General features: G+C 58.4%; 16 protein-coding genes. 10 read left to right on the plus strand and 6 right to left on the minus strand.

The window, feature by feature from the left end; genetic code table 11:
* Positions 1–105: 105 nt before the first annotated feature.
* The 7 genes from ACYAS9_RS23865 to ACYAS9_RS23895 all read left to right on the plus strand — a co-directional run bounded on the left by ACYAS9_RS23865 (position 106) and on the right by ACYAS9_RS23895 (position 7,309).
* Entirely contained in the window at positions 106–297 is a 192-nt protein-coding gene (locus tag ACYAS9_RS23865) for a PLD nuclease N-terminal domain-containing protein (protein ID WP_463570858.1), read from the plus strand.
* A 225-nt stretch (positions 298–522) separates the two neighbouring features.
* Positions 523–2,595: an LTA synthase family protein gene (locus ACYAS9_RS23870; RefSeq protein WP_463570859.1), complete on the plus strand. Its 2,073-nt coding sequence runs from the start codon at positions 523–525 to the stop codon at positions 2,593–2,595.
* A 242-nt stretch (positions 2,596–2,837) separates the two neighbouring features.
* Complete coding sequence (locus tag ACYAS9_RS23875) at positions 2,838–3,074, plus strand: hypothetical protein (protein WP_463570861.1); 237 nt, start codon at positions 2,838–2,840, stop codon at positions 3,072–3,074.
* Positions 3,075–3,285: 211 nt separating this feature from the next.
* Positions 3,286–3,624: a ribonuclease E inhibitor RraB gene (locus ACYAS9_RS23880; RefSeq protein ID WP_463570862.1), complete on the plus strand. Its 339-nt coding sequence runs from the start codon at positions 3,286–3,288 to the stop codon at positions 3,622–3,624.
* 455 nt (positions 3,625–4,079) lie between these two features.
* On the plus strand, positions 4,080–5,489 hold the full coding sequence (locus ACYAS9_RS23885) for a circularly permuted type 2 ATP-grasp protein (RefSeq protein WP_463570864.1): 1,410 nt from the start codon (positions 4,080–4,082) through the stop codon (positions 5,487–5,489).
* Positions 5,490–5,501: 12 nt separating this feature from the next.
* A complete protein-coding gene (locus ACYAS9_RS23890) occupies positions 5,502–6,461 on the plus strand; it encodes an alpha-E domain-containing protein (RefSeq protein ID WP_463570865.1) in 960 nt (319 codons plus the stop codon).
* Positions 6,458–7,309: a transglutaminase family protein gene (locus tag ACYAS9_RS23895; protein ID WP_463570867.1), complete on the plus strand. Its 852-nt coding sequence runs from the start codon at positions 6,458–6,460 to the stop codon at positions 7,307–7,309. Before ACYAS9_RS23890 ends, ACYAS9_RS23895 begins: the two co-directional genes overlap by 4 nt.
* Positions 7,310–7,367: 58 nt before the next feature.
* Here the strand turns inward: ACYAS9_RS23895 and ACYAS9_RS23900 are convergent, their stop codons facing one another.
* Complete coding sequence (locus ACYAS9_RS23900; RefSeq protein WP_463570869.1) at positions 7,368–7,739, minus strand: rhodanese-like domain-containing protein; 372 nt, start codon at positions 7,737–7,739, stop codon at positions 7,368–7,370.
* A 599-nt stretch (positions 7,740–8,338) separates the two neighbouring features.
* On the opposite strand from ACYAS9_RS23900, the gene ACYAS9_RS23905 reads away from it, so the two are divergent.
* Complete coding sequence (locus tag ACYAS9_RS23905) at positions 8,339–9,088, plus strand: amidotransferase (protein WP_463570871.1); 750 nt, start codon at positions 8,339–8,341, stop codon at positions 9,086–9,088.
* Here ACYAS9_RS23905 and ACYAS9_RS23910 read toward each other — a convergent pair.
* The 4 genes from ACYAS9_RS23910 to ACYAS9_RS23925 form a co-directional block, all read right to left on the minus strand.
* The gene (locus ACYAS9_RS23910; protein WP_463570872.1) at positions 9,066–10,037 is read right to left on the minus strand and encodes a magnesium and cobalt transport protein CorA; all 972 of its coding nucleotides are present in this window, start codon (positions 10,035–10,037) and stop codon (positions 9,066–9,068) included. The two genes, ACYAS9_RS23905 and ACYAS9_RS23910, sit on opposite strands and share 23 nt — an antisense overlap.
* Positions 10,038–10,138: 101 nt before the next feature.
* Positions 10,139–10,828, minus strand: coding sequence for a crotonase/enoyl-CoA hydratase family protein (locus ACYAS9_RS23915; RefSeq protein WP_463570874.1), 690 nt, complete (start codon positions 10,826–10,828; stop codon positions 10,139–10,141).
* A gap of 108 nt (positions 10,829–10,936) precedes the next feature.
* A complete protein-coding gene (locus tag ACYAS9_RS23920) occupies positions 10,937–11,230 on the minus strand; it encodes a DUF6388 family protein (RefSeq protein WP_463570875.1) in 294 nt (97 codons plus the stop codon).
* Positions 11,231–11,271: 41 nt separating this feature from the next.
* A complete protein-coding gene (locus ACYAS9_RS23925) occupies positions 11,272–11,715 on the minus strand; it encodes a DUF4124 domain-containing protein (RefSeq protein WP_463570877.1) in 444 nt (147 codons plus the stop codon).
* Between the two features lie 122 nt (positions 11,716–11,837).
* Between ACYAS9_RS23925 and ACYAS9_RS23930 the strand changes: the two genes are divergently transcribed.
* On the plus strand, positions 11,838–12,005 hold the full coding sequence (locus ACYAS9_RS23930) for a DUF6021 family protein (protein ID WP_463570879.1): 168 nt from the start codon (positions 11,838–11,840) through the stop codon (positions 12,003–12,005).
* 3 nt (positions 12,006–12,008) lie between these two features.
* Here the strand turns inward: ACYAS9_RS23930 and ACYAS9_RS23935 are convergent, their stop codons facing one another.
* Positions 12,009–12,377: a c-type cytochrome gene (locus tag ACYAS9_RS23935; RefSeq protein WP_463570949.1), complete on the minus strand. Its 369-nt coding sequence runs from the start codon at positions 12,375–12,377 to the stop codon at positions 12,009–12,011.
* Between the two features lie 106 nt (positions 12,378–12,483).
* Between ACYAS9_RS23935 and ACYAS9_RS23940 the strand changes: the two genes are divergently transcribed.
* Positions 12,484–12,786, plus strand: coding sequence for a hypothetical protein (locus ACYAS9_RS23940; protein WP_463570880.1), 303 nt, complete (start codon positions 12,484–12,486; stop codon positions 12,784–12,786).
* Positions 12,787–13,056: the final 270 nt, after the last annotated feature.

The raw sequence follows: 13,056 nt of genomic DNA on the forward strand, positions 1-13,056 counted from the left end.
TGCGAGGCTCGTTTGGTTCAATGGAAACCTTTTGTATTCATTGGGCTCTGTAGTGGACAGGCGTGCGACCGATGCCTGGATCAATGACTATCAAGGAGCAACACCATGGGTTCGACCTTTAACAGCCTGGTTGGCTTGATCATTCTGGCGCTGGATATCTGGGCCATTCTGCACGTGCTCAAAAGCAGCGCCGAAGTGGGGATGAAGATCCTCTGGGTATTGCTGATCGCACTGCTGCCGGTACTGGGCCTGATCATCTGGGCAATTGCCGGCCCGCGCGGCAATCTGCGCGTGTAGCAACGTGAAGGATCCGTGTAACAGCCGGTTACCATAAGCCTTTATGGCCCAACATAAATTTCACATCGCCTGACTCATCATGCCCGGCTATCATTGCCGGCCGCTCGTATGCGACGGCGATACTCCATGGAGGGGTGGCGTAGCACGCCTGAACCTGTTCATGGCTGCCCGCTTGCACCCCTTGTGCCCTTCAAAAAACCCAGATTCCTACGGATCCTACAACACATGGCCAAAACGGACGCCGCTGCTCGGCATGCTTTGTCTCGCTTGCACAAACCTACCTTAAAGGCCCACCTGGTCTACACCCTGCTCAGCGGCCTGGCCCTGATGCTGATGTACACCCTGCTGCGCATCGGTTTGCTGGTCTATAACCGCGAGATGATCGGCGAGACGCCGATGTCGACCTTTTTAGAAGCGCTGTTCAATGGCACACGCTTCGACCTGCGTCTGACCATCTACCTGCTGATCCCGCTGTTCTTTGCGGTATTCAGCGTCCGGGCCATGAGTGCGCGCGGGTTCTTTCGTTTCTGGTTGACCCTGGTCGGCAGCATCACGCTGTTTCTGGGCCTGGTCGAAATGGACTTCTATCGCGAATTCCACCAGCGCCTCAACGGCCTGGTCTTCCAGTACATCAAGGAAGACCCGAAAACTGTGCTGAGCATGCTCTGGTACGGTTTCCCGGTGGTGCGCTACCTGCTGGCCTGGGTGGCCGTAACCTGGTTGCTGAGCCTGGTGTTCAAAGGCATCGACCGTGTGGCACGTCCGGGCCAGAACACCTTCGGCAGTCGCGCTGTTGCGCCCTGGTACACACGTGCCGTGGTGTTCTTCGTGATTTTGCTGGTCGCCGTGATCGCAGCCCGTGGCACCCTGCGCCAGGGCCCGCCGCTGCGCTGGGGCGACGCCTATACCACTGACTCCAACTTCGCCAACCAGTTGGGCCTCAACGGTACCTTGACCCTGATCACCGCCGCCAAGAGCCGCATGTCCGAGGACCGCGACAACATCTGGAAAGCCACGCTGCCTCAGGATCAGGCGCAGCAGGTGGTACGCGACATGCTGTTGACCGCCAATGAGAAGCTGGTCGAGACCGACCTGGCTGCCGTACGCCGTGACTTCACGCCGCCTGCGCAGAACACCCTGCCGATCAAAAACGTGGTGGTCATTCTGATGGAAAGCTTCGCCGGTCACTCGGTGGGCGCGCTGGGCAGTAATGCCAACATCACCCCTTATTTCGACAAGCTGTCTCAGGAAGGCCTGCTGTTCGAGCAGTTTTTCTCCAACGGCACACACACCCACCAGGGCATGTTCGCGACCATGGCCTGCTTCCCGAACCTGCCAGGTTTCGAATACCTGATGCAGACCCCGGAAGGCAGCCACAAACTGTCCGGCCTGCCGCAACTGCTCAGCACCGGTCGTGACTACGACGATGTGTATGTCTACAACGGCAACTTCGCCTGGGATAACCAGTCGGGCTTTTTTAGCAACCAGGGCATGACCAACTTCATTGGGCGTGGCGACTACGTCAACCCGGTGTTCTCCGACCCTACGTGGGGCGTGTCCGACCAGGACATGTTCGACCGTGGCGCCCAGGAGCTCAAGGCGCGTCAGGGCGGCAAGCCGTTCTATGCCTTGCTGCAAACCCTGTCCAACCACACTCCTTATGCGTTGCCGGAGCAGTTGCCGGTCGAGCGCGTCACCGGCCACGGTTCGCTGGATGAGCACCTGACGGCCATGCGCTACTCGGACTGGGCGCTGGGCCAGTTCTTCGAAAAAGCCAAGAAAGAGCCTTACTACAAAGAGACCCTGTTCGTGGTGCTGGGCGACCATGGCTTTGGCAACAACCGTCAATTGACCGAGATGGACCTGGGCCGCTTCAACGTGCCGCTGCTGTTGATCGCGCCGGGCATCCAGGACAAGTTCGGCAAGCGCAGCAGCATTGTCGGTACTCAGGTCGACGTGGTGCCCACCATCATGGGGCGCCTGGGTGGCGAGACTCGCCATCAGTGCTGGGGTCGTGACCTGCTGAACCTGCCTGCGGGCGACAAGGGCTTTGGTGTCATCAAGCCGTCGGGCAGTGAACAGGTGGTGGCAATCATCAACGGCAACCGCATCCTGATCGAAGCGGTGGATATGCCGGCCAAGGTGCTGACCTATCGTCTGGGCGCGCAACCGTCGGCCGAGCTGGTCCCGGATGCTGCTGATAGCGACGAGCTCAAGCGTAAGCTCGAAAGCTTCCTGCAAACGGCCACCAAGAGCCTGCTGGACAACACGGCAGGCGTTGAGGCCAGCAAGAACTGATCAGCGCTGTCATGTGTTTTGAAAGGCCCTTCGGGGCCTTTTTTTATCGGCCGGCCTCCGCATTCTGTGCTGCCGTCTAAAGTAAGGCATGCAGTGTTCGGCCTCTTGTCGGTGCACAGCGCTTCGATGACGACTTGCAGGCCATGCAGTCATCAAAACCCCTGCACTGGATTTGAACGAACCGCTTAACTTCCCGGTCAAGATCAGGTAAGCCAACGTCTGGCTGAATTGCGGAGGCATTGATGAAACAGTGGGCCGTTTCGTATCTCGATAAAGATGGTGAACTGCAACGCTTGAATGTCGACTCGCAGGAGCTCCCCACGCATGAGCGGGTTGCTCAATTATTGCGTCCCATACTCTTTCCGGTCACCGGTGAACTGGACCTCAACGATCTGGAAGGGCGCACGGCGGAGCCGACGGTCAAGACCCTCAAGGACCATAACAGCGTCCAGATCATTTCCATCAAGGAAGTCTCCTGAAGTGGCCTGATCGTTTGTGCCTCTTGGCAGGCGTGTGACGATAGGACTACTCTGCAAGCGGGGCCGGTCATACGGCCCCTTCCGTCGGCGTTGGTTCTGGTGCAGAACGACGCCGCCGCGCTTCATGCTTGATCGCCAGGCGTACGCAAGGCTTAGCCCAGGCGTACACCTGCGTTGAAACTCTATCTATCGTTGCATAGGAGGACGTTTCATGAGCACAGCCCATTCGGAAGACATCAGCACCCACGTGCTGCGTTGTATGAAAGAGGGCGGGTTCGACTTCGCCCGCATCCATCCCATCGAGTTCTATGCTGTGTTCCCCGATGAGAAACGGGCCCGTAAGGCCGCTCAGCAATTTCGCGGCGAATCGCTCAATACTCAGATCAACGAACGTGAAGACGGTGCCTGGCATTTACAGGTCAGTAAGGTCATGTACGCCACCTACAACGGCATTGGTGATTTCGAACACGACTTGCAGACCGCGATCTTGCCGCTGGACGGCGAGGTCGAGGGCTGGGGAGTCAAACACGAACTCAGGCGCCTGAACTGAAACGGAGGTTTTCGCACAGTCACCCCTCGACCCGTCACGGGCATGGCCCGGGCGGGCCGATCAGATTCATCGGTTGTGTCCAGGCGCCTTAACGGTGCATGCAACAAAGTCAGGAGATAAAAAAAACCACTGCAAGCAGTGGTTTAAAAGGGAATTCAGTCAATGATCGGGTGCAAAGCAGAATCGGTCGGGGAGGGCCGGTGCCTTCTCTGCTTGCGTGTGGCGATTATGGCGAACTAATAGCCACCCCGGTAATCAACTCTTTCTATGCGGCCCATAGTTTTCACGTGCGCAGTGCCTGCGAATGAGGCGCCAGTGAATCTTCCGCTCGGTTTGTGCACAAGGATGGTGCGTTAATTGTCTTGCTCATTCGTAAATAATTGATAACAAAGGGTTTATGCCGGTGGCACGGGGCTTGCGAAGGCTTCCGGGCCCTGGGTGACAAGGAGTACGGCATGATCCGCACCTTTTATGATGAGATGTACGATGCTGGCGGCCTGGTTCGCCCGCATTACCGGGAATTTGCCCGTTGGCTAGGGGACGCGCCGCCAGAGCTGCTGGCTCAACGGCGCCGTGAGGCCGATCTGTTGTTTCATCGTGCCGGCATTACCTTCACGCTCTATGGAGACGAGCAGGGCACCGAAAGGTTGATTCCCTTCGATACGATTCCGCGCAGCATTCCGGCCAGTGAATGGCGGATTGTCGAGCGCGGCTGCATCCAGCGCGTCAAGGCGCTGAACATGTTTCTCGCTGACCTGTACCACGACCAGCGCATCATCAAGGCCGGCATCATTCCGGCCGAGCAAGTGCTGGCCAACGATCAGTATCAGTTGGCAATGCAAGGTCTCGATCTGCACCGCGATCTGTATTCGCACATCTCCGGCGTGGACCTGGTACGCGACTCTGACGGCACCTATTACGTGCTTGAAGACAACTTGCGTACACCAAGCGGCGTGAGCTACATGCTTGAAGACCGCAAGATGATGATGCGTCTGTTCCCGGAACTGTTTGCCGCGCAGCGTATTGCACCGGTCGATCATTATCCGAACCTGTTGCTCGACACCCTGAAAAGTTCAAGCCCGCTGGATAACCCCAGTGTCGTGGTACTGACGCCGGGACGTTTCAACAGCGCGTTTTTCGAGCATGCATTCCTGGCGCGGGAAATGGGTGTGGAACTGGTCGAAGGCGCCGATCTGTTCGTGCGTGACGACCGCGTATTCATGCGCACCACTTCAGGTCCAAAGCCTGTCGATGTGATCTACCGCCGTCTGGACGATGCCTTCCTCGACCCGCTGGCCTTCAAGCCCGATTCGATGCTCGGTGTGCCCGGCCTGCTGGCGGCCTACCGCAGCGGCAATGTGGTGTTGGCCAATGCCATCGGCACCGGTGTGGCGGACGACAAGTCGGTCTACCCGTACGTTACCGACATGATCCGTTTCTATCTGGATGAAGAGCCGATCCTGAAGAACGTGCCGACCTGGCAATGCCGCAAGCCGGCCGAGCTGTCCCACGTGCTGGCCAACCTCAAGGATCTGGTGGTCAAGGAAACGCAAGGCTCCGGTGGCTACGGCATGCTGGTCGGCCCCGCTTCTACGGCTGCCGAGATCGAAGCTTTCCGCGCGCGCCTGATCGCCAAACCGCACGCTTACATTGCCCAACCCACTTTGTCCCTGTCGACCTGTCCGACCTTCGTCGAGAACGGCATCGCCCCGCGACACATCGATCTTCGTCCATTTGTCCTGTCCGGCCGCGAAACCCGCGTGGTGCCCGGCGGGCTCACCCGGGTCGCCTTGCGTGAAGGCTCACTGGTGGTGAACTCGTCTCAGGGTGGCGGTACCAAGGACACCTGGGTGGTCGAGGATTAAGGATGCCTGCTTATGCTTAGTAGAACTGCCTCTGATCTGTTCTGGATGTCGCGTTACCTTGAGAGGGTCGAGAACCTCGCGCGCATGCTCGATGTGAGTTATTCCCTGTCGCTGATGCCCCAGGACGGGCGCGGCGACGGACTGGACGAAATTGCCATGCCGCTGTTGATCACCGGCACCCTGGACGCTTATGTCGAGCGTCATGGCGAAATGCATGCCGAACGCATGCTGCATTTCTTTGCGCTGGACGCGAGCAACCCGGCCAGTATCTACAGTTGCCTGGGCGCAGCGCGCAGCTGTGCGCACGCGGTGCGTGGACGGATCACGGCCGATATCTGGGAGAACATCAACTCCACGTGGCTCGAGATTCGCGGCATTGCCCAGCAAGGGCTGACCCGCTACGGGTTGAGCCGTTTCTGTGAATGGGTCAAGGAACGCTCGCACCTGTTCCGTGGCGCCACCTACGGCACGATCATGCGCAACGATGCGTTCCGTTTCATTCGTCTGGGCACTTTCATCGAGCGTAGCGACAACACGTTGCGCATGCTCGATGCCCGCTACGACATGCTCGAACTGCGTGGCTCGCATGCCAATGCTGCCGCTGACAACTCGGCTGCCGGCTACTATCAGTGGAGCGCCTTGTTGCGCGCGCTCTCCTGCTTTGAGGCCTATACCGAGCTGTACCGTGATGCACCCGACGCGCGGCATGTATCGGAGCTATTGTTATTACGTGCCGACACGCCACGTTCGTTGCTTGCGTGCCTGGAAGAGATCGACGAGATCCTCACCAGCCTGCCCGGCGACAACGGTCGCCCGGCCCAGCGCATAGCCGCAGAGCTGCATGCCCGCCTGCGTTTTACCGGAATCGACGAAGTACTCGATGCAGGTCTGCATGAGTGGTTGAACGGCTTCCTTCCCCTGGTTGCCCGTTTGGGCGATGCCATCCACACATCCTATCTGGAGGTTGCATGAGACTTTCGATCAGCCATGAGACCTGCTACCACTACGAAGCCCAGGTCCGCGCCAGCATCCAGTATTTGCGCCTGACGCCGCATGACAGCGAGCGCCAGAAGATTCTCAGCTGGCAACTGAGCCTGCCACGCCCGGTGCGTGCCCAGGTCGACCCGTACGGTAATATCCTGCACGTGCTGACCCTGGACGAGCCGCATGAAGCGATCAAGATCAGTGCGCGTGGCCAGGTAGAAATCGACCCTGCGCGCGAGTGCGAGCATGAAACAGGTTCGCCGCTGCCGTTCTTGCGCTCAACGCACCTTACCGAGCCTGACCAGGCACTGCGTGAGTTTGCGGCTGCGCAAAGCCAGCAACGTACCGACCGTGCAGGGTTGATCGACCTGATGCATGCCTTGAACCAGCACATGGTCTACACCCCGGGTGCTACCGAGGTCGACACCAGTGCGGCGCAGGCGTTTGCCGGTCGCAGTGGCGTGTGTCAGGACCATACCCATGCGTTCCTGGCCTGCGCGCGCAGCCTGGGTGTTCCGGCGCGTTACGTGTCGGGTTATCTGTGCAGCGAAGACAGCGATCATCTGTCCAGCCATGCATGGGCTGAGGCATGGATCGATGACGCCTGGTACAGCTTTGACGTGACCAACCAGCTCGCCATTCCCGAGCGCCATCTGAAAGTGGCGGTTGGCCTGGATTATCTGGACGCCTGTCCGGTACGCGGCATGCGCCGTGGTGGTGGCTTCGAGCAGATGCATGCCCGGGTGCTGGTAGAGCCGGCCGAACCCATTGCGGTTCAGGTGCAAAAGCAGTCGCAATCGCAAACCCAGAAGCAGACACAAGCGCAGCACCAGTGACAGTACGGCAGACCGGATGAACCTTACCGGTCTGCCTGCCTTGCATGGGCGAGGCAATCTACTCGGCGGGATCGTCGCTGATGTCGTAGAGCGCGTTATGCAGCTCTTCGTAGTTGCCGCCATTCACCACGCTGAAATAGCCCGCATTACGCAGCTTGTCCTGGGCGCGGCTGGCTTTTTCGTCGCTGCTGGAAAAAATCACAAAAACCGAATTGCGATCGTTGAGCACCAGTTTCATCTGGTTCACCAGCCGGCGATCGTCAACGCGGACCGCGTTAAGAACGGTGCCGGCGTCATATTCGATCTGGCTGCGTACATCGACGGCAAGCTTGCCTTCCTTCAAGGCGGCCACGGCACTGGCCTGGTCGACTACGCCTGCCTGAGCGCCCACGGCACAGGTCATTAATGCAAGAGCTATCCATTGGCGCATGAGCCGATCTCCCTGGTTCCTTGACGACGAACCGGTGTCGATCAACGACGCATTGTCTGTTTCAACCGAACAGGCGACTCAGGTTCGGTACGATCAACACCAGTATGGTTCCAAACAGGATAAGCCCCGCCTGACGATATTTCGAATCATTGAGCATGGCTGACTGCCTTTTGTTGTTATTGCTGAGAGACAACAGCTGTCCGGCTTTCGCGATGAAAATCGTTATTGCGCCCCCGCCAAGATACAGATTTAACCTTAGAGGCCTCGTTTCATAAGGCTTAGAACGCTTTGGTATTTGTAAGGCGCCATACAGGCTCTAAAGATTATTAACAGGTATCTTGTCGTATGCCGATGCCTTGACTAGACACTTCAGCGCGGACGCCGTCAGGCTTGACCGTTCGTCCGGGGAATCGTTATCGATGTGACTTGATACCTGCCGTTTACAGAGTGATGTAAAAACCGCAGACAATCAGGTCCACATGCGACCGTGCGTTATCCATCAGCGCATCGTGCAGAGCGGCCTTGTGCCTTGATTTGCCAGTGCTATCAAGGCAGGCTTGGCGCTTCTTTTCTTCCTCATCGTTTCAGGTCAATTTTCAATGCCGTTACGTATCTGCATTCTGGAAACCGATGTCCTGCGTCCGGAACTGGTCGAGCCTTACCAGAGCTATGGCCGGATGTTCGAGCAGCTTTTCGCTCGTCAGCCGATCGAGGCGCAGTTCGTCATTTATAACGTCATGGAAGGCCATTACCCGGCCGAGGACGAGCGTTTCGATGCCTGGCTGGTGACCGGCAGCAAGGCCGACTCGTTTGGCAGCGACCCCTGGATTCAGACCCTGAAGGCGTACTTGCTGAAGCTTTATCAGCGCGGTGAGAAGTTGCTGGGTGTCTGTTTTGGCCACCAGTTACTGGCCTTGCTGCTGGGCGGCCAGACCGAGCGGGCAAGCCGCGGCTGGGGCGTCGGCATCCACCATTACCGCCTGCAGGCGGCCGAGCCCTGGATGACGCCGAACCTGGATGACCTGACGCTGCTGATCAGCCACCAGGACCAGGTGACGCGCCTGCCCGAGAACGCCACGGTGATTGCATCAAGTGATTTCTGCCCGTTCGCGGCCTATCACATCAACGATCAGGTGCTGTGTTTCCAGGGCCATCCCGAGTTCATTCGCGACTATTCCAAAGCGCTGATGGACATTCGCCAGGAGTCCCTGGGCGAGGCCTTGTATCGCACGGCGGTGGCCAGCCTGGAACATGATCACCACGGCACCACCGTGGCCGAATGGATGATGCGCTTTGTCGCGCACACACCTGAAACGGCAACAGGCTCTAAAGCCAGCCAGAGCGCTTGAAACTGGCGAACAATGCGGTGCAGCCACCGAAGATCACGCCCAGCACCATGAAATAGCCGTAATGCCAGTTCAGCTCCGGCATGTTCTGAAAGTTCATGCCGTAGATGCCGGCGATGGCGGTGGGGAAGGCCAGGATTGCCGCCCAAGCGGCAAACTTGCGCTGCACCAGGCTTTGCCGCGACGACTCCAGCAGCAGGCCGATTTCAATGGTCTGGCTGGCGATATCGCGCAGGTTGGCGATGTCTTCCATCTGCCGTTTGACATGGATCTCCACGTCGCGAAAGTACGGGCGCATGTTCTTGTCGATGAAGGGGAAGCTGAGCTTCTGCAACTCTTCACCGACCTCGACCATCGGCGCCAGATAACGCCACAGGCGCAGCAGATCGCGGCGCAGGCTGTGAATGCGATGGATATGGGTGTCGCTCATCACACCGTTGAGCACGCTTTGTTCGAGCTCTTCAAGTTCGCAATGAATGGCCTCGGTGACCGGCTGGTAATTCTCCGTGACGAAATCCAGCAAGGCATACAGCACAAAATCTTCGCCATGTTCGAGCAGCAACGGGCGCGCCTCGCAGCGTTGGCGTACCACGCTGTAGGACTTGGAGTGGCCGTTGCGTGAGGTGATGACATAGCCCTTGCCGGCAAAGATATGCGTCTCGATGAACTGCAGCTTGCCGTCTTCCCTGATCGGCGCATACGTCACGATAAACAGGGCATCGCCAAAGGTTTCCAGCTTGGGCCGGCTGTGGACTTCCAGTGCGTCTTCAATGGCCAGCTCATGCAGGTTGAACTGCTTCTTCAGGCTGGCCAGCTCCTGCGGATCAGGCTTTTCCAGCCCGATCCAGACGAAATGGCCAGGCTTGGCTGCCCAGCTCGCGCCTTCGTCCAGAGTGATATTGCTGACTTTATGGCCTGCACTGTAAACCGCTGCTGCAACGACTCGGCCCATAGCTATTTCGCTTCTTCCAGAGGGTAACGGCGCAGAGATGTCTGCGCGCTCGTTGATCAGATTGTGGCGCCTGCCATGAGTTCGGGCAGTGTCGGCGGGGCTTAAAGCAAATGCTGGCGGTCTTGCTCGATGGCCGCGTCCAGCGTCTGCAGCAAGGCGTTGCGCACCTTGAGCTTGGTTTGTGCGTGGGCCTTCATATTGAGCTTCAGCAATTGGGCGGCGACCTGGCGTGCGGTGTCGTGCAGTGCTTCGCTGCTGACCACCAGATCGAGGAAACCGGCTTGCAGTGCCTGTTGCGGGTTGAACATTTCTGCGTTGATCACTGCACGATGAAAGGCCGACTTGCGCAACCGGTCACGCGCCAGTTCGATACCGGCGTGGTGCATGGTCATGCCGATCTGCACTTCGTTGAGACCAATATTGAACGCGCCTTCGACACCAATCCGGTAATCGGCCGACAACAGCAGGAATGCGCCCTTGGCCACCGCATGCCCCGGGCAGGCGACAACGATAGGGAAGGGGTGCGCCAGCATGCGTCGCGCCAGCGTCGAACCTTGCGCCACCAGGTCGATGGCCGCCTGCGGGCCTGAAGTCATGACCTTGAGGTCGTAGCCGCCCGACAGAATGCCCGGCTGGCCGGTGAGGATCACCACGGCGCGATCCTGTGCCGCTTGATCGAGCGCTGCATCCAGTGCATCGAGCACGGCCGGCGACAGGGCATTGACCTTGCCGTTGTTCAGGGTCAGCGTGGCGATGCCGTCTTGCAGGTCATACGAAACCAGGTCAGTCATGGCGCAATTCCTTGTTGTTGTGAAGATGGGGCAGACGTTACCCACCCGATGCGGACAGGTAAAGAACTGACTCATCGGTCATGTGGAGCATGTCGCCATGACGAACTTTCAAGGCTCGATATCGTTGAAGCCGCAGTACTCTTCCCAGTCCATGCCCAGAGCCTCGGCCACTTGCCGATGGGCTTCAAGACGCATGCTTTTAAGTTGCTCGGGGGATTCGGCGATCAGCTCCAGCGCCAGCTCCCAAGGCTCGATGCCCTGTTCTTCGGCGCTGTCTTCAAAAGCCCATTGCACCTGTTGCTGCTGTTCTTTAGCACTGAGCTGACTGATTTCATCCTTGAGGGTCGGATGGTTCGCCAGGTATTTGGTCAGCGCTGCTTCATGCCATTGGTCCAGATTCATTACGGGGCTCCTCACAGGCTAGCGGATACGAAAAAGCGCCATTATCGATGGCTGGCACCGTCTGGCAAGCCCGCCGCGCTTTTGCGCCGGGCGGCATTGATCGAAGATTGCCCGCCGGACGGATCAAAGCACTGGCTGTCGTAGCGCGGGCTGATGCATTGCGAAGGCACCGTCGGCGGCGGCAGGCGATTGCGCTGCAACTGTTTGTAGCCTTCGCTTTCGACCACATACGTGTTGGCCTTGCTGCTGACTCTCAGATTCTGGATGGCCTGCAGATTGACCTTGTGCACATGATCGCGAGGCGCATCCGGCATGGCCAGCGGCGGTCCCGGCCGTTGCTGTTGCACAGTCGCCATGGGGCAAGGGATCGAACTGAAACTGACCGCGCCCTGCGCCGAGGTGCATTTATAAATCTCGGCCTGCGCCAATGAGCACAAGGCCAGGCCCAGTGGCACGGCGAGGAATAATAGTGAAGGCCTTTTCATGCATGCTCTCCTTGAGTGGCGCAAGGCTAGCACTTGCACCGTCCGTCTGTCGAAAGCGCACCTTTGGCGTCAGCGTTGTTCGGACAAGTAACAGAGGTTTTATTACTGCACTGGAGATTGAAATGTCCGACCCTAAATCCAATGACCCCCAAGCCGATGATCTGAACTTCGATCCTGAGTCGCCGGATGTCGAGGATCCACAGGTCGACCCTACATCCCCCGCCGAAACGCCTGAAAAAGAATCTCCCAAGGGCGACTATCCGCCGTACAACGAACCGGATAACAAATAAGCGTCAGGGATTGGACCTGAGGTACTCAATCAGGTCCTCCATGCGTTGATCGCTGCCCATCCACCACAGCTTCATGCGCGTGCCGGGGATGACACCGTCCGGGTCCTTGACGAAAGCGGCAATCTTCTCGGGGGTCCAGACAATGCCGGAGGCGTGCAAGGCATCGGTGTATTTGTAGTCATCGGTTTTACCGGCAGCGCGGTCGATCACGCCATTGAGCTGCGGGCCGAATGCGGCACGCGCCGAGGGGCCAATCTTGTGGCAGCCCGAGCACAGCCGGGTGTAAACCGCCTTGCCGGCTTCGGCATCGCCTGCGGCGTAGACGCCGTTAGAGGTGAGCAGCATCAGTAAGAGCAATACGCTGTTCTTCATCATTACCCGCGAGACGTTTCCACAAAGGCGTGCATGCTAACCCACACCAAGGGTGAGGGAAATAAAGCCATGTACAGACGTTTTGTATTTCAAAGGAGTGGCAATCATGGCAATTCATAACGGCGATTCCAAAGACACGGGCCAAGGCCCGGCAATCAAGGCGCCTCAGACAGAGGATGGCCTGTACCCGGAAATCGAGGGTGATCTGGGGCACAAGCGCGGCGGCGACACCGATCCGTTGCCGGGCAGCAATGAGCCCCTGACTTCTGGAGGTGATACGGCGAAACCCAAACCTGGGCAAGGCCATGTTGAGCGTGACTGGGAGCGCAACGACAAGGTCGATGACCCGGATCTTCCAGCGAACTCGCCGCTGGCCGATGGGGAGCAGAAGCCGTCGGGCCGTGCCTGATTGTTCCCGAGTCGTTTTTCAAACGCCGAAAACCACGAAGCCCCTGATTTCTTTAGAAAATCAGGGGCTTCGCGTTTCTTCAATATGGCGGTGAAAGAGGGATTCGAACCTGCCTGCACTCTATTTCAGCAAGCCCAACCCCCCGGTTTACGTGGCCTGTAGGCAGATTGTGAGCATGAGTCTGAGCCCCATGGCCGTCCCCGTGAGTGATAGCGCGCCGTGAGAGAGCCAGACGAGAGACAGGCCAAATAGGGGATGAAATTGAAAATT

The sequence above is a fragment of the Pseudomonas sp. HP_08 genome (genome assembly GCF_055284095.1).

What these genes read in the sequence shown, in the direction of transcription:
- ACYAS9_RS23865 (WP_463570858.1), top strand. Translation starts at nt 106, where the DNA reads ATGGGTTCGACCTTTAACAGCCTGGTTGGCTTGATCATTCTGGCGCTG.
- ACYAS9_RS23915 (WP_463570874.1), bottom strand. Translation starts at nt 10,828, where the DNA reads ATGACTGACCTGGTTTCGTATGACCTGCAAGACGGCATCGCCACGCTG.
- ACYAS9_RS23940 (WP_463570880.1), top strand. Translation starts at nt 12,484, where the DNA reads ATGGCAATTCATAACGGCGATTCCAAAGACACGGGCCAAGGCCCGGCA.
- ACYAS9_RS23900 (WP_463570869.1), bottom strand. Translation starts at nt 7,739, where the DNA reads ATGCGCCAATGGATAGCTCTTGCATTAATGACCTGTGCCGTGGGCGCT.
- ACYAS9_RS23905 (WP_463570871.1), top strand. Translation starts at nt 8,339, where the DNA reads ATGCCGTTACGTATCTGCATTCTGGAAACCGATGTCCTGCGTCCGGAA.
- ACYAS9_RS23875 (WP_463570861.1), top strand. Translation starts at nt 2,838, where the DNA reads ATGAAACAGTGGGCCGTTTCGTATCTCGATAAAGATGGTGAACTGCAA.
- ACYAS9_RS23930 (WP_463570879.1), top strand. Translation starts at nt 11,838, where the DNA reads ATGTCCGACCCTAAATCCAATGACCCCCAAGCCGATGATCTGAACTTC.
- ACYAS9_RS23890 (WP_463570865.1), top strand. Translation starts at nt 5,502, where the DNA reads ATGCTTAGTAGAACTGCCTCTGATCTGTTCTGGATGTCGCGTTACCTT.
- ACYAS9_RS23910 (WP_463570872.1), bottom strand. Translation starts at nt 10,037, where the DNA reads ATGGGCCGAGTCGTTGCAGCAGCGGTTTACAGTGCAGGCCATAAAGTC.
- ACYAS9_RS23880 (WP_463570862.1), top strand. Translation starts at nt 3,286, where the DNA reads ATGAGCACAGCCCATTCGGAAGACATCAGCACCCACGTGCTGCGTTGT.
- ACYAS9_RS23885 (WP_463570864.1), top strand. Translation starts at nt 4,080, where the DNA reads ATGATCCGCACCTTTTATGATGAGATGTACGATGCTGGCGGCCTGGTT.
- ACYAS9_RS23870 (WP_463570859.1), top strand. Translation starts at nt 523, where the DNA reads ATGGCCAAAACGGACGCCGCTGCTCGGCATGCTTTGTCTCGCTTGCAC.
- ACYAS9_RS23920 (WP_463570875.1), bottom strand. Translation starts at nt 11,230, where the DNA reads ATGAATCTGGACCAATGGCATGAAGCAGCGCTGACCAAATACCTGGCG.
- ACYAS9_RS23895 (WP_463570867.1), top strand. Translation starts at nt 6,458, where the DNA reads ATGAGACTTTCGATCAGCCATGAGACCTGCTACCACTACGAAGCCCAG.
- ACYAS9_RS23925 (WP_463570877.1), bottom strand. Translation starts at nt 11,715, where the DNA reads ATGAAAAGGCCTTCACTATTATTCCTCGCCGTGCCACTGGGCCTGGCC.
- ACYAS9_RS23935 (WP_463570949.1), bottom strand. Translation starts at nt 12,377, where the DNA reads ATGAAGAACAGCGTATTGCTCTTACTGATGCTGCTCACCTCTAACGGC.